At 61.6% G+C, this 26,138-nt stretch carries 19 protein-coding genes; 3 read left to right on the forward strand and 16 right to left on the reverse strand.

All coding sequences use genetic code 11. The features are described 5' to 3' along the window. Positions 1–73: 73 nt before the first annotated feature. From dnaK to GFM02_RS25735, 5 genes are all read right to left on the reverse strand, one after another. Positions 74–1,990, reverse strand: coding sequence for a molecular chaperone DnaK (gene dnaK / locus GFM02_RS25715; RefSeq protein WP_168323171.1), 1,917 nt, complete (start codon positions 1,988–1,990; stop codon positions 74–76). 384 nt (positions 1,991–2,374) lie between these two features. Continuing rightward, positions 2,375–4,711: a transglycosylase domain-containing protein gene (locus tag GFM02_RS25720; protein WP_168323172.1), complete on the reverse strand. Its 2,337-nt coding sequence runs from the start codon at positions 4,709–4,711 to the stop codon at positions 2,375–2,377. A 195-nt stretch (positions 4,712–4,906) separates the two neighbouring features. Next, positions 4,907–5,128: a hypothetical protein gene (locus tag GFM02_RS25725; RefSeq protein ID WP_027682216.1), complete on the reverse strand. Its 222-nt coding sequence runs from the start codon at positions 5,126–5,128 to the stop codon at positions 4,907–4,909. 514 nt (positions 5,129–5,642) lie between these two features. Beyond that, positions 5,643–6,284, reverse strand: a complete 642-nt coding sequence (locus GFM02_RS25730; protein ID WP_168323173.1) for an SH3 domain-containing protein — start codon at positions 6,282–6,284, stop codon at positions 5,643–5,645. Positions 6,285–6,682: 398 nt separating this feature from the next. Next, a complete protein-coding gene (locus tag GFM02_RS25735) occupies positions 6,683–8,071 on the reverse strand; it encodes a dipeptidase (RefSeq protein WP_168323174.1) in 1,389 nt (462 codons plus the stop codon). Between the two features lie 214 nt (positions 8,072–8,285). On the opposite strand from GFM02_RS25735, the gene GFM02_RS25740 reads away from it, so the two are divergent. After that, positions 8,286–10,670, forward strand: a complete 2,385-nt coding sequence (locus GFM02_RS25740) for a bifunctional diguanylate cyclase/phosphodiesterase (protein ID WP_168323175.1) — start codon at positions 8,286–8,288, stop codon at positions 10,668–10,670. A gap of 113 nt (positions 10,671–10,783) precedes the next feature. On the opposite strand, the gene GFM02_RS25745 is transcribed toward GFM02_RS25740, so the two are convergent. Then, positions 10,784–11,200, reverse strand: a complete 417-nt coding sequence (locus tag GFM02_RS25745; protein ID WP_168304647.1) for a MarR family winged helix-turn-helix transcriptional regulator — start codon at positions 11,198–11,200, stop codon at positions 10,784–10,786. A 543-nt stretch (positions 11,201–11,743) separates the two neighbouring features. On the opposite strand from GFM02_RS25745, the gene polA reads away from it, so the two are divergent. Continuing rightward, positions 11,744–14,743, forward strand: a complete 3,000-nt coding sequence (gene polA / locus GFM02_RS25750) for a DNA polymerase I (RefSeq protein ID WP_168323176.1) — start codon at positions 11,744–11,746, stop codon at positions 14,741–14,743. Between the two features lie 171 nt (positions 14,744–14,914). After that, positions 14,915–17,260, forward strand: a complete 2,346-nt coding sequence (locus tag GFM02_RS25755; protein ID WP_168323177.1) for a DNA translocase FtsK — start codon at positions 14,915–14,917, stop codon at positions 17,258–17,260. A 35-nt stretch (positions 17,261–17,295) separates the two neighbouring features. Here the strand turns inward: GFM02_RS25755 and GFM02_RS25760 are convergent, their stop codons facing one another. From GFM02_RS25760 to phnL, 10 genes are all read right to left on the reverse strand, one after another. Next, entirely contained in the window at positions 17,296–17,799 is a 504-nt protein-coding gene (locus tag GFM02_RS25760; RefSeq protein ID WP_168323178.1) for a GrpB family protein, read from the reverse strand. 19 nt (positions 17,800–17,818) lie between these two features. Beyond that, entirely contained in the window at positions 17,819–18,415 is a 597-nt protein-coding gene (gene phnN / locus GFM02_RS25765) for a phosphonate metabolism protein/1,5-bisphosphokinase (PRPP-forming) PhnN (RefSeq protein ID WP_168304651.1), read from the reverse strand. Further along, positions 18,412–19,551 (reverse strand): alpha-D-ribose 1-methylphosphonate 5-triphosphate diphosphatase, encoded by a 1,140-nt coding sequence (locus GFM02_RS25770; RefSeq protein ID WP_168323179.1) that lies wholly within the window; start codon positions 19,549–19,551, stop codon positions 18,412–18,414. Before GFM02_RS25770 ends, phnN begins: the two co-directional genes overlap by 4 nt. A gap of 13 nt (positions 19,552–19,564) precedes the next feature. Next, positions 19,565–20,260, reverse strand: coding sequence for a DUF1045 domain-containing protein (locus GFM02_RS25775; protein WP_168323180.1), 696 nt, complete (start codon positions 20,258–20,260; stop codon positions 19,565–19,567). 140 nt (positions 20,261–20,400) lie between these two features. Continuing rightward, positions 20,401–21,744: a phosphonate ABC transporter, permease protein PhnE gene (gene phnE / locus GFM02_RS25780; protein WP_168323181.1), complete on the reverse strand. Its 1,344-nt coding sequence runs from the start codon at positions 21,742–21,744 to the stop codon at positions 20,401–20,403. Between the two features lie 7 nt (positions 21,745–21,751). Continuing rightward, positions 21,752–22,711, reverse strand: a complete 960-nt coding sequence (gene phnE / locus GFM02_RS25785; RefSeq protein WP_020052371.1) for a phosphonate ABC transporter, permease protein PhnE — start codon at positions 22,709–22,711, stop codon at positions 21,752–21,754. A 126-nt stretch (positions 22,712–22,837) separates the two neighbouring features. Then, entirely contained in the window at positions 22,838–23,743 is a 906-nt protein-coding gene (gene phnD, locus GFM02_RS25790; RefSeq protein ID WP_168323182.1) for a phosphonate ABC transporter substrate-binding protein, read from the reverse strand. Positions 23,744–23,829: 86 nt separating this feature from the next. Next, the gene (gene phnC / locus GFM02_RS25795) at positions 23,830–24,675 is read right to left on the reverse strand and encodes a phosphonate ABC transporter ATP-binding protein (RefSeq protein WP_168323183.1); all 846 of its coding nucleotides are present in this window, start codon (positions 24,673–24,675) and stop codon (positions 23,830–23,832) included. A gap of 118 nt (positions 24,676–24,793) precedes the next feature. Then, positions 24,794–25,411, reverse strand: a complete 618-nt coding sequence (locus tag GFM02_RS25800) for a DapH/DapD/GlmU-related protein (protein ID WP_168323184.1) — start codon at positions 25,409–25,411, stop codon at positions 24,794–24,796. Next, on the reverse strand, positions 25,408–26,115 hold the full coding sequence (gene phnL / locus GFM02_RS25805) for a phosphonate C-P lyase system protein PhnL (RefSeq protein ID WP_168323185.1): 708 nt from the start codon (positions 26,113–26,115) through the stop codon (positions 25,408–25,410). Before phnL ends, GFM02_RS25800 begins: the two co-directional genes overlap by 4 nt. Positions 26,116–26,138: the final 23 nt, after the last annotated feature.

Consider the following 26,138-nt stretch of genomic DNA (forward strand, 5'->3'; position numbering starts at 1 on the left):
CCCGGAAATGGATTTCCGGCTGCCATGGTGAGCAGCCGGATCAGATGTTGAAGCATAGCCACGCCGTCGCGGATTACGCGGACTTCTTGCGGTCGTCGTCCTTGATTTCCTCGTAGTCGGCATCGACGACATTGTCGCCATCTTCCGCGGAGGCATCACCGGCAGCGCCGCCTTCGGCCTGCTGTGCCTCATAGATCGCCTGGCCGAGCTTCATCGACACTTCCATCAACGTCTGGGTCTTGGCCTTGATGTCGTCGGCATCGGGCTCGGACGCTTCCGACGCCGTCTTCAGCGCGGCGATCGCATCCGAGATCGCGGTGCGGTCGGCCTCGGAAACCTTGTCACCGTAATCCTTCAGCGACTTTTCCGAGGAATGGATCAGGCTTTCGGCCTGGTTCCGGGCTTCGACGGCCTCGCGGCGTTTCTTGTCCTCGGTGGCATGGGCTTCGGCATCCTTCACCATCTTCTCGATGTCGGCGTCGGAAAGACCGCCGGACGCCTGGATGCGGATCTGCTGTTCCTTGCCGGTGCCCTTGTCCTTGGCCGAAACCTGGACGATGCCGTTGGCGTCGATGTCGAAGGTGACTTCGATCTGCGGCATGCCGCGCGGCGACGGCGGCAGACCGACGAGGTCGAACTGGCCGAGCAGCTTGTTGTCGGCAGCCATTTCACGCTCGCCCTGCGAGACGCGGATGGTCACGGCCTGCTGGTTGTCTTCGGCGGTCGAAAACGTCTGGCTCTTCTTCGTCGGGATCGTCGTGTTGCGTTCGATCAGGCGGGTGAAGACACCACCGAGCGTCTCGATGCCGAGCGACAGCGGCGTCACGTCGAGGAGCAGGACGTCCTTGACGTCGCCCTGCAGAACGCCGGCCTGGATGGCGGCGCCAAGCGCTACCACTTCATCAGGGTTGACGCCCTTGTGGGGCTCCTTGCCGAACAGCTGCTTGACGACTTCCTGTACCTTCGGCATGCGGCTCATGCCGCCGACGAGAACCACTTCGTCGATTTCGGCAGCAGTGACGCCGGCATCCTTGAGCGCTGCCTTGCACGGCGCGATCGTGCGCTGGACGAGATCGTCGACCAGGCTTTCGAGCTTGGCGCGGGTCAGCTTCAGCGTCAGATGCTTCGGGCCGGAGGCGTCGGCGGTGATGAACGGCAGGTTGATTTCGGTCTGCTGCGAGGACGAAAGCTCGATCTTTGCCTTTTCCGCAGCTTCCTTGAGGCGCTGCAGGGCAAGCTTGTCGTTCTTCAGGTCGATGCCGTTGTCTCTCTTGAACTCGGCAACGAGATATTCGACGAGACGCATGTCGAAGTCTTCACCGCCGAGGAAGGTATCGCCGTTGGTGGACTTCACTTCGAAGACGCCGTCGCCGATCTCGAGGATCGAAATATCGAAAGTGCCGCCGCCAAGGTCGTAGACGGCAATCGTCTTGCCTTCTTTCTTGTCGAGACCGTAGGCAAGCGCTGCAGCAGTCGGCTCGTTGATGATACGCAGGACTTCAAGACCGGCGATGCGGCCGGCATCCTTGGTTGCCTGGCGCTGCGCGTCGTTGAAGTAGGCGGGAACGGTGATGACGGCCTTCTCGACCTTCTCGCCGAGATAGGATTCGGCGGTTTCCTTCATCTTCTGAAGGATCATCGCGGAAATCTGTGCGGGCGAGTAGCCCTTGCCATTGGCTTCGACCCAGGCGTCGCCATTGTCGCCCTTGACGATGGTGAAGGGAACGAGGTGCTTGTCCTTCTCGACGGTCGGATCTTCGTAGCGGCGGCCGATCAGGCGCTTGACTGCAAAGAGCGTATTCGTCGGGTTGGTGACTGCCTGGCGCTTGGCCGGCTGGCCGACGAGGCGTTCGCCATCATCGGAAAATGCCACCATGGAAGGGGTCGTACGCGCACCTTCCGCGTTCTCGATGACCTTCGCGTCCTTGCCGTCCATAACTGCGACGCAGGAATTCGTCGTTCCGAGGTCGATACCAATTACTTTTGCCATGTCATTCTCTCCTTGAAGCAAGCTGTGGGAACCCCGAGAAGGCATTTCCCTGACAGCCCCTTACGGGATGGGTCTACTTAAGATTACGCAATCGTGATTGCGGTGATGCGGCGTATATAAGGAGCGGTTTTCTGGACTGCAAGGCGAGAAATGGCCCGGAATCCAGCAAAACGAATGTGTTGCATTCAATTTTGACAGTAGCCGGGAAAGAGGTCGCCCTGTGTCCGGAAACCGGCCGATTTCTGAAGCATGTCGCGCAAAACCGTGTAGCGTTTTTGCGACAACGACATGCGTAAAACAAAGACTCAAAGCGCGAGGCGCGAATCCGAAAGATCATGGCGCGCTTTAGAGCATCGGGCGTGGGCCGGGCATGCAGCAAAGATCTCACTGGCCCATGATCAGATCGAGCAGCGTCGTGCGCCGCGGCTGGACGGAAGAGGTTGTCTGCGGGCCCCCGACATCTCCAGGCGGCACCATGCCCTCATAGTTCGAACCTCCGCCTTCGGCAATGTCTGCGGGAGGAATCGGGCCATTGCCGGAGCTCACCGCCTGCTGCCGGGCAGGCGCTTGCGGATAGCGGTTTGCATTGTCGTCGCCGCCGAAGACGCCGGAAATGATGCCGCCGATCGTCGATGGCGGCGCCTCGGCCGTCATCGGTTGTCCGCTGCCCAGCTGCCCATCGCCCGGTGCCTGCACCATCGGCTGACCATTGTTCGGATCGGCGATCAACTGGCCGTTGCCGAAGAGCGGTGCCGGCGAAAGACCCTTGTGAGCGGCGATCATGAATTCCTTCCAGGCCTTGGCCGGCAAGCCGCCGCCGGTCACTTTCTTCATCGGCTTGCCGTCGTCATTGCCGAACCAGACCCCGGTGGTGAGATTGCTGGTGAAGCCGACGAAGAGCGCGTCGCGCGAATTCTGGGTGGTGCCGGTCTTTCCCGCCGCCTGCCAGCCGGGGATCTTGGCGCTCTTGCCGGTGCCATTGTCGATGACGCCCATCATCATCGCATCCATCTGGGCGACGATCTGCTCGGACAGCACGCGCGGCGGGCTGTCATAGGTATTTTCGTAGAGAACCTTGCCCTCGGCGGTCGTCACCCGGCGAATGACGTGCGGCGTCGCCTTGTAGCCGCCGTTCATGAAGGCGGCATAGGAGGCGGTGAGTTCCATCAGCGACACCTCGGACGTGCCGAGAGCGATCGAGGCGTTCGGCTGCAGCTCGCTTTCGATGCCGAGCCGGTGGGCAAGCTTGATTACCTGATCCGGCCCGTCATACATCACCAGCTGGGCGGCCACCGTGTTCAGTGACTTGGCAAGCGCGGTCGCCAGCGTCACTTCGCCATTGTATTTTTTCTCGTAATTTTCGGGCGTCCAGTCGCCGATCCGGATCGGCGCGTCGTTGAACACCGAAAAGGGCGTCAGCCCCTTCTCGAGTGCTGCGGCATAGACGAAGGGCTTGAACGAGGAACCCGGCTGGCGTTTGGCCTTGACGGCGCGGTTGAACTGGCTCGTCGCATAATCCCTGCCGCCGACCAGCGCCCGGATCGCGCCGGTGCCGTCGATCGAGACCAGGGCCGCCTGCGAGGCGTCGAGCTTGCCGCCCTCCTTGTCGAGTACGTCGACCAGCGATTGCTCGGCCTTCTTTTCCAGCGACTTGTCGATGGTCGTATCGACGATGACGTCTTCCTTGACGTCGCCGATCAGACCCGGCAGCGCGTCCATCACCATGTCGGCGACATAGTGCCCGGCGCCCGACCAGTAACTCTTGGCCGAAGCCGGGGTCTGCGACATCGCCGTCTTGACCTCGGAATCGGTGATGAAACCCTGTTCGCGCATCGCCGCGAGTACAAGCTGGGCGCGTGCATTCGCAGCTTCCGCATCGCGCGCCGGCGAAAGCCGCGACGGCGCCTTGAGCAGGCCGGCGAGTACCGCGGCTTCGCCGAGGTTCACGTCACGCGCCGATTTGTTGAAGTAGCGGCGCGAGGCGGCCTCGACGCCATAGGCGTTCGATCCGAAGAACACCCGGTTGAGATACATCGCCAGGATCTGGTCCTTGGTGTACTTCTGCTCCAGCCAGAGCGACAGCAGCACCTCCTGCACCTTGCGTTCCAGCGTTCTTTCAGGCGAGAGGAAGAGGTTCTTGGCAAGCTGCTGGGTCAGCGTCGAGCCACCCTGGACCATATGGCCAGCCGTGAGATTGGTCACGATCGCCCGGCCGAGGCCGAGCGGATCGACGCCGAAATGCGAATAGAAACGCCGATCCTCGATGGCGATGACGGCTTCCGGAATATAGGGCGACATGTTTTCGAGCGACAGCGCCTCGCCGCCGGTCGCGCCGCGATTGGCAATGACGCTGCCGTCGACAGCGGTAATCTTGACGTTCGGCGGCCGCTCCGGGATCGCCCATGTGCTGGCGCTCGGCATGCGCGAGCCATAATAGACCACGAGCCCGGCAACGCCGATGCCGGCCCAGATGAAAAGCACGACGCACCAGTAGATCATGCGGCGCATGAAGCCGAACAACCCGCCGCCTTCACGCTCCCGCGGCTCGCGCCGTCGCCGGGGGGCGGGGCGCTGCGGCGGGGGTTTCGAGCCGCCGCGGCGCGGAGATCGGCCTCCGGCGATGCGGTCGTCGGCATCGAGCGAGAATTCGTCATCGTCGCGTGCCGGGCGGCCGCTGAAGGAGGGTTCTATTCTGTCGCCTGATCTGCTTCTGCCTGCCATCGCGGACCGGTCACACCCCATGTTCGATCGCGAAGCTAGCTTCGCATAACGGCGCTCTTCTGCAGCGCCGCGCGTCTTTTCAGGCGCACAAAGGACGCTGGAGCACTTTGAGTGCCGCCGTGATCATCCGACTGAACTGTAAATGCGGCGATTTAACGGGGTGTTAATAATGGAAAGTAAAGCAGACAGCGCCGCTCAGAACTGGCGGGCCTCGTAATCGTCGAGCGTTTCCGGATCCTGCTTATATTCCCACTCGCCCAGGTGAAAGCGGCGCCAGATCTGGCCGGAAGGGTTGAGGTTAGCCCCATCGGTGAGGCGCACAGGTAGGATAGGGTTGTGTTTATGCCAAACGGTAACATCTGTGGCGGCCGCCCGAGGGGCGAAAAGCCCGAAGAAAGCCAGGTAGTCTTGCGTCATCAGGGTCCAGCCTTGAACGGATCAAGATCGATCCGCAACTTCACAAGAATGCAATAAAGAATCCCGCAAAACAAGAGCATCGCGATGGCCTCACATCAAATTGTCGGTGACCGCATTCGAGGATCGATGCTCCCCCCGGCTCTTATCTTGCGCTCACCGGCCAAGCCGCACGTGCGTCACGTGAATCACTGATGATACGACGCATTTTTCAGTGCCGGGCGTCTTTTTGAGAAACATAAAAAATGCTGCAACACATTGAATTGCCGCATTTTGTTTCGTCAAATCGGTTCTGCTTCAAGGAAATATGCAGCAGGTGGAACCAATAGGCTTCGCGATTGTTTATGAAGAAGCGGGACAGCCCCTCACGTCCCGCGAATGATCGGCCGTCTCCCCTCAACGCGTGCCGATCGACATCAGGCCCGGTGCATCTCTCCCAAGGGAGCGCCGGGCTTTTTCTTGGATGTTTGCCCTTGGCTTGGCAAACTTGGAGGGCGGCGCGGCCGCCCCTTTCTATTCATTCGTCGCAGGTGGGATCGCCGGGGCGGCAATCAAAATCCCTGCGGTCCGGCCTGCGATCATCGCCTCTCCGGTCGTCCCTCTGCCGTTCACCTCTTTGCCGATCGTCCCTTTGATTGTCGTCGCGCCAGTCACGATCTCGGTCGCGCCCATCGCGGTCGCCATCCCGCTCGCGCCAGTTGCGGTCGCGATCCCGGTTATCCCGATCCCGATTGTCGCGGTCGCGGTAGTAATAATCCGGGCCGCGGCTCCAGCGGTCACGGTCGCGATAGAAATCGCGGTTGCGGTAATAGCGGTCCCAGTAATTGTCGACGCTGAAGCGGATAACTGGAATGCCGAGCGGACGGTAATATTGCGGGCCGACATAGATGCGGCGCTGCTGGTAGAGGGCCTGCACGTACTGGCCGGAAACCCAGCCGCGGCCGCCGTAGAATTCGACGTCGCACCAGTTGACGTCGGAAAGGCATCCGCGGATCTCGACGGAAGAACCGGCGGGTATGACGGCAACGGCAGGATATCGGGTGCTCGGACCGGCACGCATGTTGACATTCGCCGTCGAGTAGCCCTCGGCAGCCTGCGCTATGGCGGGGACCAGCATAAGCAGGCCGGCAACTGCGATTTTAACAAAGAGATTTTTCACGCTTCTCAGTCCTTGTTGGCACGTTTTTCAGGCAGCGCTTGGCCGCGTTTCCTTGGCATATGCCACTGAAACAAAAGATAGAGTGATCGCCCGCAGGTGTTTAGGGCGGTATCATTCACCTTATCTTTCAACGGCTTATAGTCGCTCGCGATGAACGTAGCTTGAACGGCGAAATGTCGGTCATCGCTCCTGGAGCCGCGAGTGGTGCTTCCGGCAAGGGCCGATACCGTTAACGGCCCGTTAACCTTTCGGCGGCAGTCTCACTGCAATACCCGCTTGCTCCTTGACCACGGATGAACTGGCACTGAGATGAGCGGATGACGAAAGGCCGGGTCGAACCGGCCTTTTTGTTGTGCGCCTTTGCTGGCACGCCGGCATGCAAGGCGTGCCACTTCAGTTCAGGCAGCGAGCGCCTGAAGAATCCGCACCCAGGAGCGGATGCCCTTGTGGTAGGAGACGAGCTCGTATTTCTCGTTCGGCGAGTGGATGCGATCGTCGCTGAGGCCGAAGCCGACGAGCAGCGATTCCATGCCGAGCATCTTCTGGAAATCTCCGACGATGGGGATCGACCCGCCCATGCCGATGACGATGGCGGGTTTCGGCCACTCGTCGGAAAGCGCGTTCTTCGCCTTGGTGAGAACAGGCGAATCATAGGAGAGATGGATCGCCGGCGAGCCGCCATGCGGATGGAACTCGACCGAGCAATCGGCGGGAATCTTCGCGCTGATATAGCTGCGGAAAGCCTCGCGAATGGCGGCCGGATCCTGCGTGCCGACGAGGCGGAACGAAACCTTCGCCGAAGCCTTGGCGGCGATCACCGTCTTGAAGCCTTCACCGGTATAGCCACCCCAGATGCCGTTGATTTCGGCGGTCGGCCGCGCCCAGGTGAGTTCCAGCACCGAACGGCCCTTTTCGCCGGATGGGATGGAGAGGCCGACTTCGCCGAGGAAGCTCTCCGCGGTCTTGCCGAGCGTTTCCCATGACGCCTTGATGTTTTCAGGCGTTTCCTCGACGCCGTCATAGAAACCGTCAAGCGTAATGCGGCCCGTCTCGTCATGCAGACCGGCAAGAGCCTCGACGAGAATATGGATCGGATTGGCGGCCGCGCCGCCGAAGAGACCGGAATGCAGGTCGCGGTCGGCGGCCGTCACGATCACTTCCTCGCCGACGAGGCCGCGTAGCGCTGCAGCGATCGCCGGCGTGTCGCGGTCCCACATGCCGGTATCGCAGACCAGCGCATAATCGGCCTTAAGCTCTGCGGCATTGGCTTTGAGGAAGGGCTTCAGGGACGGCGAGCCGGACTCCTCCTCGCCCTCGAAGAGAATGGTGACGCGGCAGGGAAGCGCGCCGTTGATCTCCTTATAGGCGCGGCAAGCCTCGACGAAGGTCATCAACTGGCCCTTGTCGTCGGAGGTGCCGCGGCCGGTCAGGATCTTGCGGCCCTCGCCGACATCCTTGATCGAAGGCTCGAACGGGTCGTTTTCCCAGAGCTCGATCGGGTCGACCGGCTGAACGTCGTAATGGCCGTAGAAGAGAACATGCGGCGCATCGGCCGAAGCGCCGGCATGGTGGGCGACCACCATCGGATGGCCAGGCGTATCGCGCACGGAGGCCGTAAAGCCGAGCGTCCCGAGATAGCCGACGAGCCATTCGGCGGCCTTTCGGCATTCGGCTTTATAGGCGGGATCGGTGGAAATCGACTGGATGCGCAGAAGCTCGAACAGCCTTTCGAGACTCGTGGAAAGGTTCTGATCCGCGCGCGCAAGCACCTGTTGTACATCCGTCATTTTCGACTCCTTTTTGAAATTCGGCCGGACGATAGACCAAACCAGGAAGGCAGGCGAGGCGGAAAAGGTAAAAATGGGCGGCGCGAAATGCCGGCCGGGAATAGATTAATATCAGGAAGGTTTGCTGGATAATATAAAAGAGAATTCTAATTCAATTTACAGTTATTTAGCACAACCTAAATAGCCTGACCGAATTCAGCTGTGCGAGGTTCGGATGTTTTCGGTCATTACATGTATTCGGGACAACCACGATTGGCGGCTGGTGCTTGTGGCGGCCGCGGTCTGCCTGGTCGGCGCTATGGCGGCTATGCTGCTGCTTTCCCGCGCCCAGGAATGCGATGCCGGGCGGCGCAAGCTCTGGATCGGCGCCGCGGCTTTTGCTTTCGGCACCGGCGTATGGGCAACCCACTTCATCGCCATGCTGGCCTATGACGGCGGCATGCCGATCGGCTACCAACTGGGCCTGACGGCGCTTTCTTTCCTCCTGTCGGTTGTCGGTTCGTGGGCGGCGATCCTCGTCGCTTCGGAAAGCCGCGGCAGGTTTTCTCGCATCCGCGGCGGCGTCCTGATGGCGCTCGGCATCGCCTCCATGCACCTGACCGGCATGCAGGCGATCGAAACGCAGGCGGCAATCCTTTATGATCCCTTCATGACGCTGAGTGCGGTTCTCGCAGGAGCGCTGTTGTCGAGCGCCGCCTTCCACGCCTTTTTCCAATTGAAGGGACTGAGGCGGCTCCTCGCCTCGTCAATCACTTTTGTCCTCGCGATCTGCGCTCTCCATTTCATCTCGATGGCCAGCATCACGCTCGTACCGGATCCCGGCAAAGAGGTTCCGGCAACGGTGCTCGACGCCAGCCTGCTTGCTGCGATCGTCGTGGTGGCGGCGACGACGCTCATTCTCATTGCGCTCGCAGCGGTCTTTATCGAAAGCCACCTGACGGATCTGAGGGGGCTCGCGAATGCCTCGCAGGAAGGGCTGCTGATCCTGCGGGAAGGCCGGATCATCGATGCCAATGAACGCTTCCAGGGGCTTTCCGGCTGGAAACTTGCCGATCTTGCCGGCAAGGCGCCCTTGGCTGTTTTGTCCGCTATTCAGGGGACTGGGCAGAACAGACCCAGCGAGACGCTGCTCAACACCAGGAACGGCAGGGAGATCGCCGTCGAAGTGACCGCGAGCAGGATCGTTTATCGCGGGCACAATTGCGAGGTGCTGGCGGTGCGTGATCTCACCGAGCGCAGGCAGGCCGAGGAGATGATCGAGCATCTCGCCCACCACGACGTCCTCACCGATCTGCCGAACAGGTCGCTGTTCGATACCCGCATCCGGCAGGCGCTGCAGATGGCAGAACGAAAGAACAGCGAGGTTGCCCTCTTCTATCTCGACCTCGATCGCTTCAAGGCCGTCAACGATATCTTCGGTCATGCCGAAGGCGACCGCATTCTCCGCAAGGTCGCCTCGATCCTGCGCCGCGTGGCCGATGAGAGCGATACGGTCGCCCGCCTCGGCGGCGATGAATTCGCCATCATTCAGCCCGCCGGGCAGCAGCCGGCGGCGGCGCAAAAGCTTGCGGCTGATATCCTCGACGAATTCGCTGCCGAGATGGACACGGCGCGTGACCCGACCGCCGTCGGCGTCAGCGTCGGCATCGCACTCTATCCCGCGGATGGGGCTGCTGCTGAAGAACTCTGCAACAATGCCGATACTGCACTCTACCGCGTCAAGCATGACGGTCGCGGCAAGGTCTGTTTCTTCGACGCGGAAATGGATAAGGCGGCACGGAACCGCCGCCAGATCGAAAGCGAACTGCGCCATGCGATCATCCGCAACCAGATCCATGTCAGCTATCAGCCGATCCTCGATGCGCTGAGCGGCGAGATCGGCGGCTACGAGGCCCTGATGCGCTGGAACCGGCCAGGTCACGGCTTGACCGAGCCCGATATCTTCATCCCGATCGCCGAGGAAAGCGGCTCGATCGTGCAACTCGGCGAATGGGTGTTGCAGCAGGCCTGCAGGGAGGCTGTGCGCTGGCCGCTGCCGTTGATGATCGCCGTCAATCTCTCGCCGGTGCAATTCATGCTGCCGAACCTCTGCGAGCGGATCGAGGCGATCCTCGCCGAAACCGGGCTTGCGCCCAGCCGGCTGGAGCTCGAGATCACCGAGGCGGCCCTCATTCGCGATCGCGACCGGGTGATGACGACGCTGCTGCGGCTGCACAAGCTCGGCGTGCACATCGTCATGGATGATTTCGGCACCGGTTTTTCCTCGCTTTCCAACCTGCGTTCATTCCCTTTCGACAAGATCAAGGTCGACCGCAGTTTCACCGGCGTGCTGGAACATGATGCGGCGGCACGCTCGATCGTGCGCGCCATCATCGGCCTTGGTCATAGCCTCGGAATGCCTGTCGTGACGGAGGGCGTGGAAACCGAGATGCAGCGCCGGATTGTCGTCGAGGAAGGCTGCGCGCAAGTGCAGGGCCTTTTACTCGGCAAGCCGGATATCGAGCCGAGCATCAAGCTTGCCGCCCACGAAAACCTCCTGACCGCACAGATCGAAACCGGCGTGTCCTCATTGCGGGGCGCACATGGTGCTGGCGAGTGATCTTACAGCGCCGCGCGTCTTTTCAGACGCGCGCGAAGGACGCTGTAGCACTTTGTGGACTGCTGCATAATTTTATCCTTAAATCGATTCCGATTTAAGGAATTATGCAGTGGTCAGAGCGTCTTGGCGTTTTCCAGAAGCCGGCGGATATATTCAAGCGTCAGCTCGCGCTCGAAAACCCGGAAACCTTTAAACAGCGCAAGATCGGCCTCGCGCGCGGTTTCGATCGCCTCGGCCTCCACGGCGCGGGCCTTCGGCGTCAGGAAGATCAGTTGCGCCCGCTTGTCGGATGGATGCGGCCGGCGTTCGATCAGCCCGTCGCGGACCATGCGCGAAAGCGTATTTGCCATGGTCGCCTGCTCGATATCGACCCGCTCGAGAAGCTGTTTCTGGGTCAGCCCGTCCTCGGCCCAGAGTTCCAGCAGAATGGGGAACTGCCCTGGAGAAAAACCGAGCCCGACCGCGCGCTGGTGCAGCGAGCGGGCAAAACCCTTCGCCAGCTGGCTGGCAAGGTAGGCTCCCGAATCCATGCGGTTAAATCCCATGACTGCAAGTTAGGCTCAAAACCATGCCGGAGACAATGCAGCAAATCGCATACGATGCTCCATAACATGCAAGCGGCGATCAGAATTTCGAGTGTCTCGAAAAAACAAAAGTCGCCATGGCCTGGAGGTTGGCCATGGCGACTTTAAAGTGGGGACAAAGGCCCGGAGAGGGGGATAAGGCCTTTGTCCAAGCCTGACGCGGCGGGGGACAAGCCGGTAATCAGACCCGCGGCGCGATCAAGCGCCGGTGACATGGATTTGTGGCTTAGAATGTGGTTTTTCAAGGGAGGGCCATCGTTACAAATCGGTAACAGTTTGGTGAGCCGGAATCCCTGCCGCACAATTCCTGAGATCGGAATCGATGGAAGGATAAAATTATGCAGCAACGCCAAGTGCTCAGCATCCTTTGCGCGTCCGAAAATGCGCGTGGCAACGCAGCGCTCCGAACACCATAATCCTTTTCGTGCGCCGAACTTTATGCCGAACTCTATATGGACCTCGTCCCATGCCCGCGCTATCCATGCACGCATGAAAAAAGGCGATCACCTCTTCCTAGTCGATGGTTCCGGATTCATCTTCCGGGCGTTTCATGCCCTGCCGCCGCTGACCCGCAAGACCGACGGCCTGCCGATCGGCGCCGTGTCCGGTTTCTGCAACATGCTGTGGAAGCTGCTGAGGGATGCCCGCAATACCGATGTCGGCGTGACGCCGACACATCTTGCCGTCATCTTCGATTATTCCGCCAAGACGTTTCGCAAGGATCTCTACAACGCCTACAAGGCGAACCGCTCCGCGCCGCCGGAAGAACTCATCCCGCAATTCGGCCTTATAAGAGAGGCGACCCGCGCCTTCAATCTGCCTTGCATTGAGACCGAAGGCTTCGAGGCCGACGACATCATCGCCACCTATGCCCGCCAGGCCGAGGCGACCGGCGCCGATGTCACCATCGTCTCCTCCGACAAGGATCTGATGCAGCTCGTCAGCCCCAATGTCCATATGTATGACAGCATGAAGGACAAGCAGATCGGCATTCCCGATGTCATCGAGAAATGGGGCGTGCCGCCGGAAAAGATGATCGACCTGCAGGCCATGACCGGCGATTCGGTCGACAATGTCCCTGGCATTCCCGGCATCGGCCCGAAAACCGCCGCCCAACTTCTCGAGGAATACGGCGATCTCGATACGCTGCTCGAACGCGCCACCGAGATCAAGCAGGTCAAGCGCCGTGAGACGATCCTCGCCAATATCGACATGGCCAGGCTCTCACGCGATCTCGTGCGGCTGCGCACCGATGTGCCGCTCGATCTCGATCTCGACGGGCTGGTGCTGGAACCGCAGAACGGTCCGAAGCTGATCGGCTTCCTGAAGACGATGGAATTCACCACGCTGACGCGCCGCGTCGCCGAAGCCTGCGATTGCGATGCCGGCGCCATCGAACCGGCGATCGTCCGCATCGAATGGGGTGAGACGGCCCGCGGCCCGGATCTCGATGCGGCCGAGCCTGAGCCCGTTGCCGGCGGCATCCCCGACGTTTCCGGCGAATCCGTGCCGGTGCCGCCGCGTGCAAAGGCGAAGACCGCGGTCGAGGGCGCCTTTTCGCCCGCCGATCTTGCCAAGGCGCGGGCCGAGGCCTTTGCGACGCTGCCCTTCGATCATTCGACCTATGTCACGATCCGCGATCTGGCGACCCTCGACCGCTGGATCGCCGATGCGCGCGCCACCGGCCTCGTTGCTTTCGATACCGAGACCACCTCGCTGGATGCGATGCAGGCCGAGCTTGTCGGCTTTTCGCTGGCGATCGCCGACAATACGGCTGATCCCACCGGCACGAAGATCCGTGCCGCCTATGTGCCGCTCGTCCATAAGAACGGCGTCGGCGATCTGCTCGGCGGCGGCCTTGCCGAAAACCAGATTCCCATGGGCGATGCCCTGCTACGGCTGAAGGCATTGCTGGAAGACGAATCGGTCCTCAAGGTCGCCCAGAACCTGAAATACGATTACCTGCTGATGAAGCGCTACGGCATCGAGACCAGGAGTTTCGACGACACGATGCTGATCTCCTACGTGCTCGATGCCGGCACCGGCGCGCATGGCATGGACCCGCTCTCGGAAAAATTCCTCGGCCATACCCCGATCCCCTACAAGGACGTGGCGGGCAGCGGCAAGGCGAACGTCACCTTTGATCTGGTCGATATCGACCGCGCCACCCGCTATGCCGCCGAAGATGCCGAGGTGACGCTGCGCCTCTGGCTTGTGCTGAAGCCGCGTCTGGCGGCCGCGGGATTGACCAGCGTCTACGAACGGCTGGAGCGGCCGCTATTGCCGGTGCTGGCGCGCATGGAAGCGCGCGGCATCACCGTCGACCGACAGATCCTGTCGCGCCTCTCCGGCGAGCTGGCCCAGAGTGCAGCAAGGCTGGAGGACGAGATTTACGTGCTGGCCGGCGAGCGGTTCAATATCGGTTCGCCGAAGCAGCTGGGCGATATCCTGTTCGGCAAGATGGGCCTTGCCGGCGGCAACAAGACGAAGACAGGCCAATGGTCCACCTCCGCGCAGGTGCTCGAGGATCTGGCCGCCGCCGGTTTCGAATTGCCGCGCAAGATCGTCGACTGGCGCCAGGTCACCAAGCTGAAATCCACCTATACCGACGCACTTCCGGGTTACGTTCACCCCGAGACAAAGCGGGTCCACACCTCCTACTCGCTGGCATCGACGACCACGGGGCGCCTGTCCTCGTCCGAGCCGAACCTGCAGAACATTCCGGTGCGCACCGCCGAAGGCCGCAAGATCCGCACCGCCTTCATCTCGACGCCTGGCCACAAGCTGATCTCTGCCGACTACAGCCAGATCGAACTGCGCGTGCTTGCCCATGTGGCCGAGATCCCGCAACTGACCAAGGCCTTCGAAGATGGCGTCGACATCCACGCCATGACGGCGTCGGAAATGTTCGGCGTGCCGGTGGAAGGTATGCCGGGCGAGGTGCGCCGCCGCGCCAAGGCGATCAATTTCGGCATCATCTACGGCATCTCGGCCTTCGGGCTTGCCAATCAGCTTTCGATCGAGCGTTCGGAAGCCGGCGACTACATCAAGAAGTATTTCGAGCGTTTCCCCGGCATCCGCGACTATATGGAAAGCCGAAAGGCCATGGCGCGCGACAAGGGTTACGTCGAAACGATCTTCGGCCGCCGCATCAACTATCCCGAAATCCGCTCTTCCAATCCATCCGTGCGCGCCTTTAACGAGCGTGCGGCGATCAACGCGCCGATCCAGGGCTCGGCTGCCGACGTCATCCGCCGGGCGATGATCAAGATAGAGCCGGCGCTTGTTGAAGTCGGCCTTGCCGATCGCGTTCGCATGCTGCTGCAGGTGCATGACGAACTCATCTTCGAGGTCGAGGACGAGGATGTCGAAAAGGCGATGCCGGTCATCGTCTCGGTCATGGAAAACGCCACCATGCCGGCGCTGGAAATGCGCGTGCCGCTGAGGGTCGATGCCCGCGCTGCCACCAATTGGGACGAGGCGCACTAACGGCTTCCCCAAAAATCGCAAAGATTTTTCTCGCCACCAGAACTCATTGAAAGTGCAGCGATTTATCCCAAGGGGTCGTATCGGAACGATACGGCTGGAAGGAACTTATTAACCTTCCTTTTCTATCCCGGTAGGGTCGTAATTTGCAAAGCATGAGTGAGTAGCGGACGCATGCGTTTTCCCAGAACCAATTTGACGGATGCCGGAGATTTTTCCAGCGAGATTGAAACGGACCTTCCGGAGGAAAACCCAGGGGAGAAGCCGGCGGCACCCATCTGGCAGAGCAACTTTTCCCTCGCGCCGAATGTCCGTTTCACCCGCACGCCGGAAACGCTGATCAGCAGGCGGCGCGCGCCGAATGAGCCCGTTCGCGATGATTCGCAGATTGGACAGCAGGCGATACGGACAGAGCCGGTTGCCGTCGACGTGCCGTTCGATATCTATCTGCCGGAGCCGGACGACATTTCCGCAGCACCGCACAGGATCGAACTGCAGCAGTCACCTTTGCTTGACGAGCCCAGCGCGCCGGCTTTCCGCGCCAGCGCCGAGCTTTCCTCCATTTCGGATTTCGCCTTCTGGGAAGTCATGGCCTTCGAAGAGGCCGAGCCGGTTCGCGCGTCCCCGTTGATATCGTTCCCGAAGACCGAGACCTCGCCCGAATCGATCACGTCGCTGTTCCGGATCATGGAATGGCGCCCCGGCCGGCCGGCCCCGGCTCCCGTCGTCTCTCGCCCGGCCCCGCAGCCTGCCGCGGTCTCCGCAAAGGTCGCCGTGCGACCTGCGGCCGCAATATCCCTGGAAAAGCCCAGGCGCATTCCTGTCGAGGCACCGGTCATGCTCGCACCTCAGGCGGCGCCAACCCCTCAGCTCGCGCCAGCCCCTAACATCGCATCAGCACCTCAGGCCGCGCCGGCGCCGCAGCGCACGCCGCCCGTCGCTGCGGTCCTGCCATCGCCGCGCCTGGCCGCGAGGCCCGAAAGGATCGACGCATCCGGCTACGAATTCCCGCCGCGTGCCCTTCTACAGGAGCCTCCGGAACGCCTCGGCGAGATCATGTCGCAGGAGACGCTGGAGCAGAATGCCGGGCTTCTCGAAAGCGTGCTGGAAGATTTCGGCATCAAGGGCGAAATCATCCATGTCCGTCCGGGCCCCGTCGTCACCCTCTATGAATTCGAGCCGGCGCCGGGCGTGAAATCGTCGCGTGTCATCGGCCTTGCCGATGATATCGCCCGCTCGATGTCGGCGCTCTCGGCCCGCGTTGCCGTCGTCCCCGGCCGCAACGTCATCGGCATCGAACTGCCGAATGTCACACGCGAAACCGTTTATTTCCGCGAGATGATCGAGAGCCAGGATTTCGAGAAGAGCGGCTACAAGCTGGCGCTCGGCCTCGGCAAGACCATCGGCGGCGAGCCTGTCATTGCCGAGCTCGCCAAGATGCCGCATCTGCTCGTCGCCGGCACCACCGGTTCCGGCAAGTCGGTCGCCATCAATACGATGATCCTGTCGCTGCTCTACCGCATGACGCCGGAACAGTGCCGGCTGATCATGGTCGACCCGAAGATGCTCGAACTCTCCGTCTATGACGGCATCCCGCATCTGCTGACGCCCGTCGTTACCGATCCGAAGAAGGCGGTCATGGCGCTGAAATGGGCCGTGCGCGAAATGGAGGAGCGCTATCGCAAGATGTCGCGCCTCGGTGTCCGCAACATCGACGGTTACAACGACCGCGTCGCCCAGGCCCGTGAAAAGGGCGAAACCATCCATGTCATGGTCCAGGTCGGCTTCGACAAGGGCACCGGCACCCCGATCGAGGAAAGCCAGGCGCTGGACCTGACGCCGATGCCTTATATCGTCGTCATCGTCGACGAGATGGCCGACCTGATGATGGTCGCCGGCAAGGACATCGAAGGTGCGATCCAACGACTCGCCCAGATGGCGCGAGCCGCCGGCATCCATCTGATCATGGCGACACAGCGTCCGTCGGTCGACGTCATTACCGGCACGATCAAGGCAAACTTCCCGACCCGCATCTCCTTCCAGGTAACCTCGAAGATCGACAGCCGCACCATTCTCGGCGAACAGGGCGCCGAGCAGTTGCTCGGTCAGGGAGATATGCTGCATATGCAGGGCGGCGGGCGGATTTCCCGCGTCCACGGCCCCTTCGTCTCGGATGTCGAGGTCGAAAAGGTTGTCGCCCATCTGAAGACCCAGGGCCGCCCGGAATATCTCGACACCGTCACCGCCGATGAGGAGGAAGAGACGGAAGAGGAAGAAGCGGGCGCCGTCTTCGATAAGAGCGCCATGGCTTCGGAGGATGGCAACGAGCTTTACGAACAGGCGGTCAAGGTCGTCATGCGCGACAAGAAGTGCTCGACCTCCTACATCCAACGTCGCCTCGGCATCGGCTACAACCGCGCCGCATCACTAGTGGAACGCATGGAAAAGGAAGGCCTCGTCGGCCCCGCCAACCATGTCGGCAAGCGCGAGATCGTATCGGGACGGGGCGACGGCGAGTAATCGCCGGCTGCCAGGGCGTCTGACGGATTCCTGTTTTACATCATCGAGGCGGCCAGCCGAACCGTCTCGCTGACAAACTCGGTCTTTCCGCCGGTATAAAAATCCCAATCGCCGTCTGCCTCCGCAGCCAGCCGGCGCTTCAGATCGGCATAGACCTTGGCCCTCTCGGGGTGATCCCTGAGATAATCGCGAAACAGAATGCGCTCCCGATGCGCGTAATTATTGGGTCCGCAAAGATAGAGCTTGAAGCCATAAGCTTGATGATCGCGGGTGAAAGCCCATCGTTGCTCTCCTGTATCGCCGTGGAAGACGAAGTCGGCAACGCGCACCATCTCGATCGCTGCCGGCAGGAACGCGTCGGATATCATCACCGCATCGAGGTCGATCTTCGGCTTGGCCGGCAGGCCCGGCACCGAGGTGCTGCCGATATGATCGATGGAAAGCAGGCGATCACCGAGCAAGGCGGAGACCTCGGTGCTGATCTCGGCAAACAGCCGCGGCCAGGAAGGATCGTAGTCGACCACTTTGATGGCGCGCATACCCTTCCTCTCGATCTGTTCAGGTCGCCTTGGTCAGCAATCCGTCGAGGATCTCGATCATCTTCTGCTCGGCCTCTTCGAGCGAGCCGCTATTGTCGAGCTCCACCACGTCATATTCGCCGCGCACCGTCAGCGGTCCGCGGGCAAGCCGGGCCATGATATCCTCATGCGTCTCGCGGCCGCGCGCCTCCAGCCGGCCGGCGAGCACTTCGGGGCGGGCGGTGACGTTGATGACCTTCAGCCGCGGGAATGCGGCCTGGAAACGGTGAAGCGCCGAGCGTGAACCGTTGGCGACGACAATGTGACCTCGTGACAGCGCCACCGAAACCTCGGCCGGAATGCCGTATTTCAGGCCGTGCGCTTCCCACCAGACGGCGAAGGAGCCTGACTGTTCCATGGAGGCAAAACCTTCGAGGGAGACGGAAAGATGGTCTTCGCCGCCGGCGTCACGGTGACGGGTGATGACGCGACGGACGAAATGCACATCGTCGCGGCCCTTGAAACGCCGGGCCGCGAGGTTCATCAGCGTGTCCTTGCCAGCGCCGCTCGGTCCGACGACGACGACCATGATGCCGCGCTCGGCTCCGGCTCCGGGGTGGGGTTCGTGCGACATCATGCGACACGGCGTCCCTGGCGCCAGACCGAGCGTGTCACCGGCACGCCGTGCGAACGGTGGACGCGCACGAGATCGGCGCGCAGCCCCGCCGCGATCCGGCCGCGGTCATCGAGGCTGACGGTACGGGCTGGCGTCGACGTGACCATGGCGATCGCCTTCGGCAGGCTGATGCTCTCGACTTCGTCGGCGAGGATGAAGGGCGCATGCAGCAGGCTGAGCGGCACGTAGTCGGAGGAAAGCACGTCGAGCACGCCCATCTCGGCAAGGTCGCGGGCGGCGATATTGCCGGAATGGGATTTGCCGCGCACGATGTTCGGCGCCCCCATCAGCACGCTCATGCCATGTCCGTGCGACGCCCGGGCGGCGTCGAAGCTGGTCGGGAATTCGGCCAGGCGCACGCCGTTGTCGATCGCCTCGTCGACATGCGAGAGCGTCGCATCATCATGGCTTGCCACGGTGATGCCGCGCTCGGCGCAGACCTTGGCGATGGCGTTGCGGTGCGGCGTCGAATTGCGTGCCGATTCTGCCTGGCGCTTGGCGACGAAACGCGCGAAGGCCTCGTCGCTGAGCCCCCGCTTCTTCTGGTAGTAGAAAATATACTGATCCATCGTCTGGAATTGCCGCTGGCCGGGCGCATGATCCATCAGCGAGACGAGCCGCACATGCCGGTCGTTTTCGAAATCGGCGAAATGTTCGAGCACATTGTCGGCCGAGACCTCGCAGCGCAGGTGGATGAGGTGCTCGGCGCGCAGCCTGCCTTCCGTCTCTGCCGACTGGATGGCATCGGCCATCTCGCGCATCTCGCCATGTTCGAAGCCGCCGTCCTCGTCCGCCCCCATACGCAGGCAGTCGAACACCGTGGTGATGCCTGATGTGACGATCTGGGCGTCATGCGCCTGGATGGCGGCAGTCTTGTTCCAGCGAATGCCGGGGCGCGGCTGATAATGCCCTTCGAGATGGTCGGTGTGCAGCTCGACAAGGCCGGGAATGATGTAGTCGCCTTCAAAATCTTCGCCGGCTACCGAGTTGCCCTCGGAGATATCGGCGATCTTCCCGTCGCGAATGAGGATCGAGCCCGAGAGGATGTCGTCCTCGAGAACGATGCGGGCGTTGGAAAACACGGTCTCTTTGCTCATGGCGTCAGGTCTTTCAGCTTTTGGCGCCGGCAAGCGGCAGCCAGGAATGAACTTTGAATGGGGCGCCGCGCGTCTCCTCGATGAAAACGGCAAGGCCGGAAATCGAAAGCGGCCGGCCGGTGAAATCGGCAAAACGCTCGGTCAGGATCGCTTTCATCACCGCGGCGCGTGTCTCGGGCACCTGGCCGCTCAGTGTCATGTGAAAGCCGAAATCCTCCATGACGTAAGGATAACCCCAGCGTTGCAGATGGGCGCGCTGGCTGTCGCTGAGCTTCTCCGGGTTGCGCCGCACCATATCGGCCTCGGAAAGTGCTGCGCGGAACGGCTCGAACGACCTTACCACCTTCGCGGCGAAATCCTGAAGCGGTTGATGAAGAGAACCGGGAACGAGGGCAAAAAAACGGCCGAGCTGGCCAAGCACCAGCTCAGGAATCTCGAAGGCTTGCGTGCGCCGGGCAAAATCCTCGGCAACGGCCATGAGATCCTTCTCGGTGACGGAGGAGGCGAGCGAAAACGGCGCCTTGATCGTGGCGTGAAAGCCGTAGCGGCGGGGGTCGGCGGTCAGCTCGAACTGTTCTGCAGCACCCAGCTGCTCATATTCCGGTGCAGGATAGGTCTCGCCGGTGAAGGCATTGCGGCCGAGCCAGAGCGAGGCCGCGCCGGTCAGGGGATCATCCTTCGGCGGCGAGAAATAGAGAGCGTAGCGCAAGGCTTTTATCCTGGGGATCGTCCAACGGGGAGCGCACAGTGCAGTGATTTGGCGGCGAACCGCAAGCAGGCTTCCGGCTAAAAGATTTCCGTGACAGAATGATGATGGCGGCGGCAGCGCCACCCCCTTTGATCGATGGATCAGTGGGTTTTCGTGCCCATCAGCCGGTGGCGCAACGCGTTCGAGGCGGCGTCGAAAAGGAAGACGACGATCAGGATCAGGATGACCATGTAGGCGACGTTTTCCCAGTTGGCGTTGGTGCGCATGGCCTCCCACAGTTTCAGGCCGATGCCGCCTGCGCCGACAGCGCCGATGATGGTCGCGCCGCGCACGTTTGATTCCCATTGGTAGAGCGTCTGGCTGACGAAGACGGGAACGATCTGCGGCATAATGCCGTAACGATGAACGAGTATGTTCGATGCGCCAGTCGACCTGACGCCTTCGCGCGGCTTGTTGTCGATATTCTCGAGGCCTTCGGAATAGAGTTTGCCGAGCGAGCCGGTCTCGGTGAGGAAGATCGCACCGCTGCCGGCAAGCGGGCCAGGGCCGAAGGCCCGTGTCAGGAACAGCGCCCAGATCAGCATGTCGACCGAGCGCAGAAAATCGAAGAAGCGCTTCAGCACCTGGTTCAGCAAACGGTTCGGGGTGATGTTGCGCGCCGCCATGAAGGCGAGTGGGAAGGCGGTAAGCGCGCCGAGCAGCGTGCCGAGGAAAGCCATGACGATCGTCTGGAAAAGCTTGGTCCAGACGTCGCCGTGCTGCCACTCGCTGTTGTTCCATATATCGTCGAAGGCGAGCGACAGGTTGGACTGGTCAGGTTTGGTGCGCGGGCCGGAAACGATGAGGCTGACGACCTCGCCGACCGGCTTGTCGAAAAAGGACGATTGCGTGTCGAAGATGAAATTCGCCCAGCCGATGAAACGCTTGCGGATCTTCACCCGGTCGACGGAAATGCTGACATTGCCGGCAAAGCCGAGATCGGCCAGCACATTGTCGTCATAAACAGTCATCCAGCCGGGCACCGGTCCGACGACTTTCGGCGCACCGCTCGAAACTTCGACCGGGACGCTCACGCCATGCGCGGTCACGATCGTCTCGCTCTTCGAGACGGTGACGCTGCGGCTAGTGCCGCTGATCGAAACGGTGATGCTGCCATCCGGGTTGTTGACCAGCCAGTCCGGATGCGGATTGTCGCCGAGCGGCGAGAAGCGCGGATAACGGATGTCGATTGAGCCGTCACCCTCGATGCGGAATTCCGGCTGAACGTCGTAGCTCACCCATTGGCTGAGATAGATGCCGACGCGCTCCCAATGGGCTTCGGCGAAAAGCTTCGGCAGGTCGAAGAACCAGACGGCATAGAGGCTGTAGAGCAGCGTCGTGATGAGGATCATCAGCCCGCCGAAACGCTGGCGGAACGACCGGTGGAAATATTCCGGATAGCGCGTTTCTATCTCGTGCATGCGGTTTGCGTCGATCACCGTCATGGCGGCCTCAATGTTGCAGGAGGAAGGCGTGCTCGCCGACCAAGCGACGGCGCAGCCATGCGGAGAACTGGTCGACGGCGACGATCGTCACGAACAGCAGGAGTACGAGCGCCACCGTCTTGGCGCCGAAGCCGCGCGAGATCGAAAGCTTCAGCTCCTCGCCGATGCCGCCGCCGCCGACGGCGCCGATGATGGTCGAGGCGCGCACGTTGATCTCGAGGCGCAGCAGCGCATAGGAGGTGAAATTCGGCAGCACTTGCGGCAGGGCGGCAAAACGGATGCGCTCCCACCAGTTGGCGCCGACGGCTTTCATGCCCTCATGCGGCTTCATGTCGATATTCTCGGCCACTTCGTAGAAGAGTTTGCCGAGCGCGCCGATCGTATGCAGGGTGATGGCGATGATGGCGGCAACCGGCCCGATCGACAGGATCGCCGAAAACAGCCCGGCAATGACGATTTCCGGGAAGGCGCGCAGGAACTCCATCAGCCGCTTGGTGAAGATGCGCAACGGCCATGAATTCGTCAGGTTGCGCGCGGCAAAGAAGCTCAAGGGAACCGCAAAGACGAAGGCGATGATCGTCGAAATCAGCGCCACGTTGATCGTGACGATCATCAGCTCGAAATATTCGGGAATGTAGAAGGCGCCCCAGACGTAGACGCGGCCCCTGTCGAAATTGAATTCCTCGCCGCCCTTGTCGTTGACGCTCGCTATGTCGAACAGCGCGCGCCAGACGTCGTGCCAATCCTTGGGAATGAGCCAACTCAGGAAGTCGAAGAGATGCGGCAGGCGGTCGAAGAAATGGCCGGCATTGCTCTCGTCGGCGAAGCGGACGGAGCTGATGAAAGCCGCAATCAGGATAACCAGGCCGAGAACGGTGTAGAGGCGGCGCTTGGCGACCATCCGGTCCCAGGCCGTGCCGATCTCCTTGGTGCTCTGCATGTGCGGCTGTGTATCGGCAATAGTCATCAACGCCTCGCCTACTGCATAATTCAAGTGCTTCAGCGTCCTTTGCGGCTCTCGAAAAGACGCCTGGCGCTATAGTCGCAAGATAAAGGGCGGCCGTTTCCGGCCGCCCCGCATTCAAAAGACCGATCAGCCGCCGATGGCTGCCTTGCGGACGTCGACAACGGCGTTGTAGAAGTCGTGCTTGACCGGGGCGTAGCCCTGGTAATCGCCGCCTTCGACAGCCGTGAAGCACTTTTGATCCTTCGCCGGCAGAGCCGTGAAGAAGGCTGCAAGCTTCGTCTGCCACTCTTCGCCGAGAGCGTTGCGAACGACGAGCGGGCCGTTCGGGATCAGCGGCGAACGCCAAACTTCAACCAGCTTGTTCGGATCGACGGCGCCCTTGTCGACTTCCTTGCGGAAGGTGCCGGAGGTGTAGCCGTCCTTGAAATCGCCGATGCCCGAGCTATCGTCGACGGCGATGTCGACTTTGCCGTCATAAGCGGCAAGCAGGTTGTTCTCATGGCCGCCGTTGAACTGCGTCGAGGCGAAAAACTTGTCGTTCGGCATGCCCGTGTCCTTCGGGATCTGGGTCAGCGGAACGAGGTAGCCGGAAGTGGAATCCGGATCGGCGTAGCCGAGTTTCTTGCCCTTGGCGTCCTTGATGGACTTGATGCCGGAGGACTTCAGAGCGAGGCCGATCGAGTAATAGCCCGTCGAGCCGTCCTTCTGCTGCGTCGTCAGGATCGGCGTGACAGCCTTCGGATCCTTGATGTAGACCGCGGCGTAGCCGGAGGCGCCGAGTTCGGCGAAGTCGAGCGTGCCGCCGAGCAGGCCCTGGATCACGCCGTCATAGTCGGCGGCCGGGAAGAGCGAAACCTTCTCGAAGCCGAATTCCTGCTTCAGGTGGTCGGCAAGGCAGGCATAGTTGCGCAGGCGGTCGGTTTCGTTTTCGCCGCCGAGGATGCCGATGCGGAATTCCTTGAGTTCTGCAGCATGGGCAGCGCCGGCGAGCGCGAAGAGCGCCGTTGCCGCAAAGAGTGCTTTCTTCAACATGTTCTCTCCTTTTGACCGGTGTCCCCGGCCTTCCCGTTACGAAGAAGTGTGCCCTTGACGCGGGCGCTCGATCGCAGCCGTCTCTCTCAGAGACCGGCCAGTGCCAGCGGTTGGGTGCCGGCGGATTGATTGTCTGCCCGCTCGGGGGCGATATTGATTGAGGTCGAGGTCACCGTTTCGTCGATGCCGGCGCCGTCCTTGTCGGTCCCGTAGATTTCCTTCACCGCTTCGGCGGTCAGCTCCGAGGGCTGGCCGTCGAAGACGACGCGGCCGCCGGCCATGCCGACGATGCGCTCACAATAGTTGCGGGCGGTATCGAGCGTGTGAAGGTTGGTGATGACAGTGATGCCCTCGCGCTCGTTGATATCGCGCAGGGCATCCATAACGATCTTGGCGTTCAGCGGATCGAGCGAGGCGATCGGTTCGTCGGCGAGAACCATTTTCGGGTTCTGCATCAGCGCGCGGGCAATGGCCACGCGCTGCTGCTGGCCGCCGGAAAGCGTGCCGGCTGCCTGCAGCGCCGTCTGCTCGATGCCAAGGCGTTCGAGTGCCGCGATCGCATGCACGCGTTCCTCGCGGGTGAAGATGTTGAGCAGGCTCAGAAGCGTCGAGCGGTGGTTGAGGCGGCCGAGCATGACATTGGTGAGAACGTCGAGGCGCGGCACCAGGTTGAACTGCTGGAAGATCATCGCGCAGTCGCGCTGCCAGTTGCGCAGTGCCTGGCCGCGAAGCCCGGAGACCTCGACGCCGGCGAAATGAACGGAGCCTGAACTCGGCTCCTGAAGGCGGTTGATCATGCGCAGCAGCGTCGACTTGCCGGCGCCGGAGCGGCCGATGATGCCGACCATCTGGCCTTGGGGAATGGCAAGCGTGACGGAATCGACAGCGAGCTTTTTTCCGAAACGACGTGTGACATTCTTCAGCTCGAACATCATGCTCTTCCCTTGCGATCCAGGCCTTGGTCAGCTTCGCATTAGTCCCGCTTGATGAACCTCGCATGTCATATTTGTGTAAGTCCTGTCACAATTCTTCGCCCCTATATCGGGGGTTTTATCCGCCGTAGCGGGACAGGAAATCTTCCGCGTCCAGGTTGCGAAAATCCTGGAGCGCCTGGCGCAGCCGGTCATGCTCCCAATCCCACCAGGAAAGCCTGTCCATCCGTTCGCCGACCTCTCTTGGAAAGCGCTCGCGGATGAGTTTGGCCGGTACGCCGCCGACGATCGTATAGGGCGCGACGTCCTTAGCGACGACGGCGCCGGCCCCGATCACCGCGCCGTTACCGACGTTGACGCCGGGCAGGATCGTCGCCCCGTGGCCGATCCAGACATCGTTGCCGATCGTCACGCGGTTTGCGCGCCGCCAGGCGAAGAAGTCCGTTTCCACGTCGCCGTCCGGCCAGTAGTCGGCGGCGCGATAGGTGAAATGATGCAGCGTCGCGCGCCAGGTCGGATGGTTGGTGGCGTTGATGCGCACGGCGGCGGCGATATTGACGAACTTGCCGATCGTCGCACACCAGACGGAGCCATCCTGCATGATGTAGGAATAGTCGCCGAACGTGGCCTCGCTGATGCGGCAGCGTTCAGAGACCTCCGTATAGCGCCCGAAAGTGGAATCGCTGACGGATGCCGTCTCATGAAAGTACGGCTCGATGCCAAGCTTGCGGCTCATGCAGCGATCTTTCTGGGTGAGAACTGCTGGACGTCGAGGATGCGGTCGGCGACGGCTTCGCGCACTTCTTCGTCGTGGAAGATGCCGAGAAGAGCCACACCCGCCTTCTTCTTTTCCGCGATCATGCCGACGACGACGGCACGGTTCCTGGCATCGAGCGAGGCCGTGGGTTCGTCGAGAAGCAGGATCGTGTGCTCGGTGATGAAGCCGCGCGCGATGTTGACGCGTTGCTGCTCGCCGCCGGAGAAGGTGGCGGGCGGAAGCTGCCAGAGCGTTTCCGGCAGATTGAGCCTGGCAAGCAGGGCGCCCGCCTTTTCCCGTGCCGTGACGGCGTCCTCACCGCGTGCCAGCAGCGGTTCGGCAACCACATCGATCGCCGCAACGCGCGGCACGGTGCGCAGGAACTGGCTGACATAACCGAGCGTATCGCGGCGGACGTTGAGCACGGTGCGCGGATCGGTGGAGGCGAGATCGACGATGCGTCCGTCGTGGCTGATGAGGATCTGGCCGGTGTCGACGGCGTAATTGCCGTAGATCATCTTGAGCAGCGAGCTCTTTCCGATGCCCGATGGGCCGCCGAGCACGACGCATTCGCCCGATGCGACGGAGAAGGCGACATCGGAGACGACAGGCAGCCTGATGCCGTCGCGCAGGTGCATGGTGAAGCTCTTTGAGACTTCGGAAACGACGAGGGGCGTTGCCATATTCTTCTTCCTTGGTTTCGGGC

The organism is Rhizobium leguminosarum bv. viciae, assembly GCF_012276115.1.
GTDB lineage: Bacteria > Pseudomonadota > Alphaproteobacteria > Rhizobiales > Rhizobiaceae > Rhizobium > Rhizobium leguminosarum_T.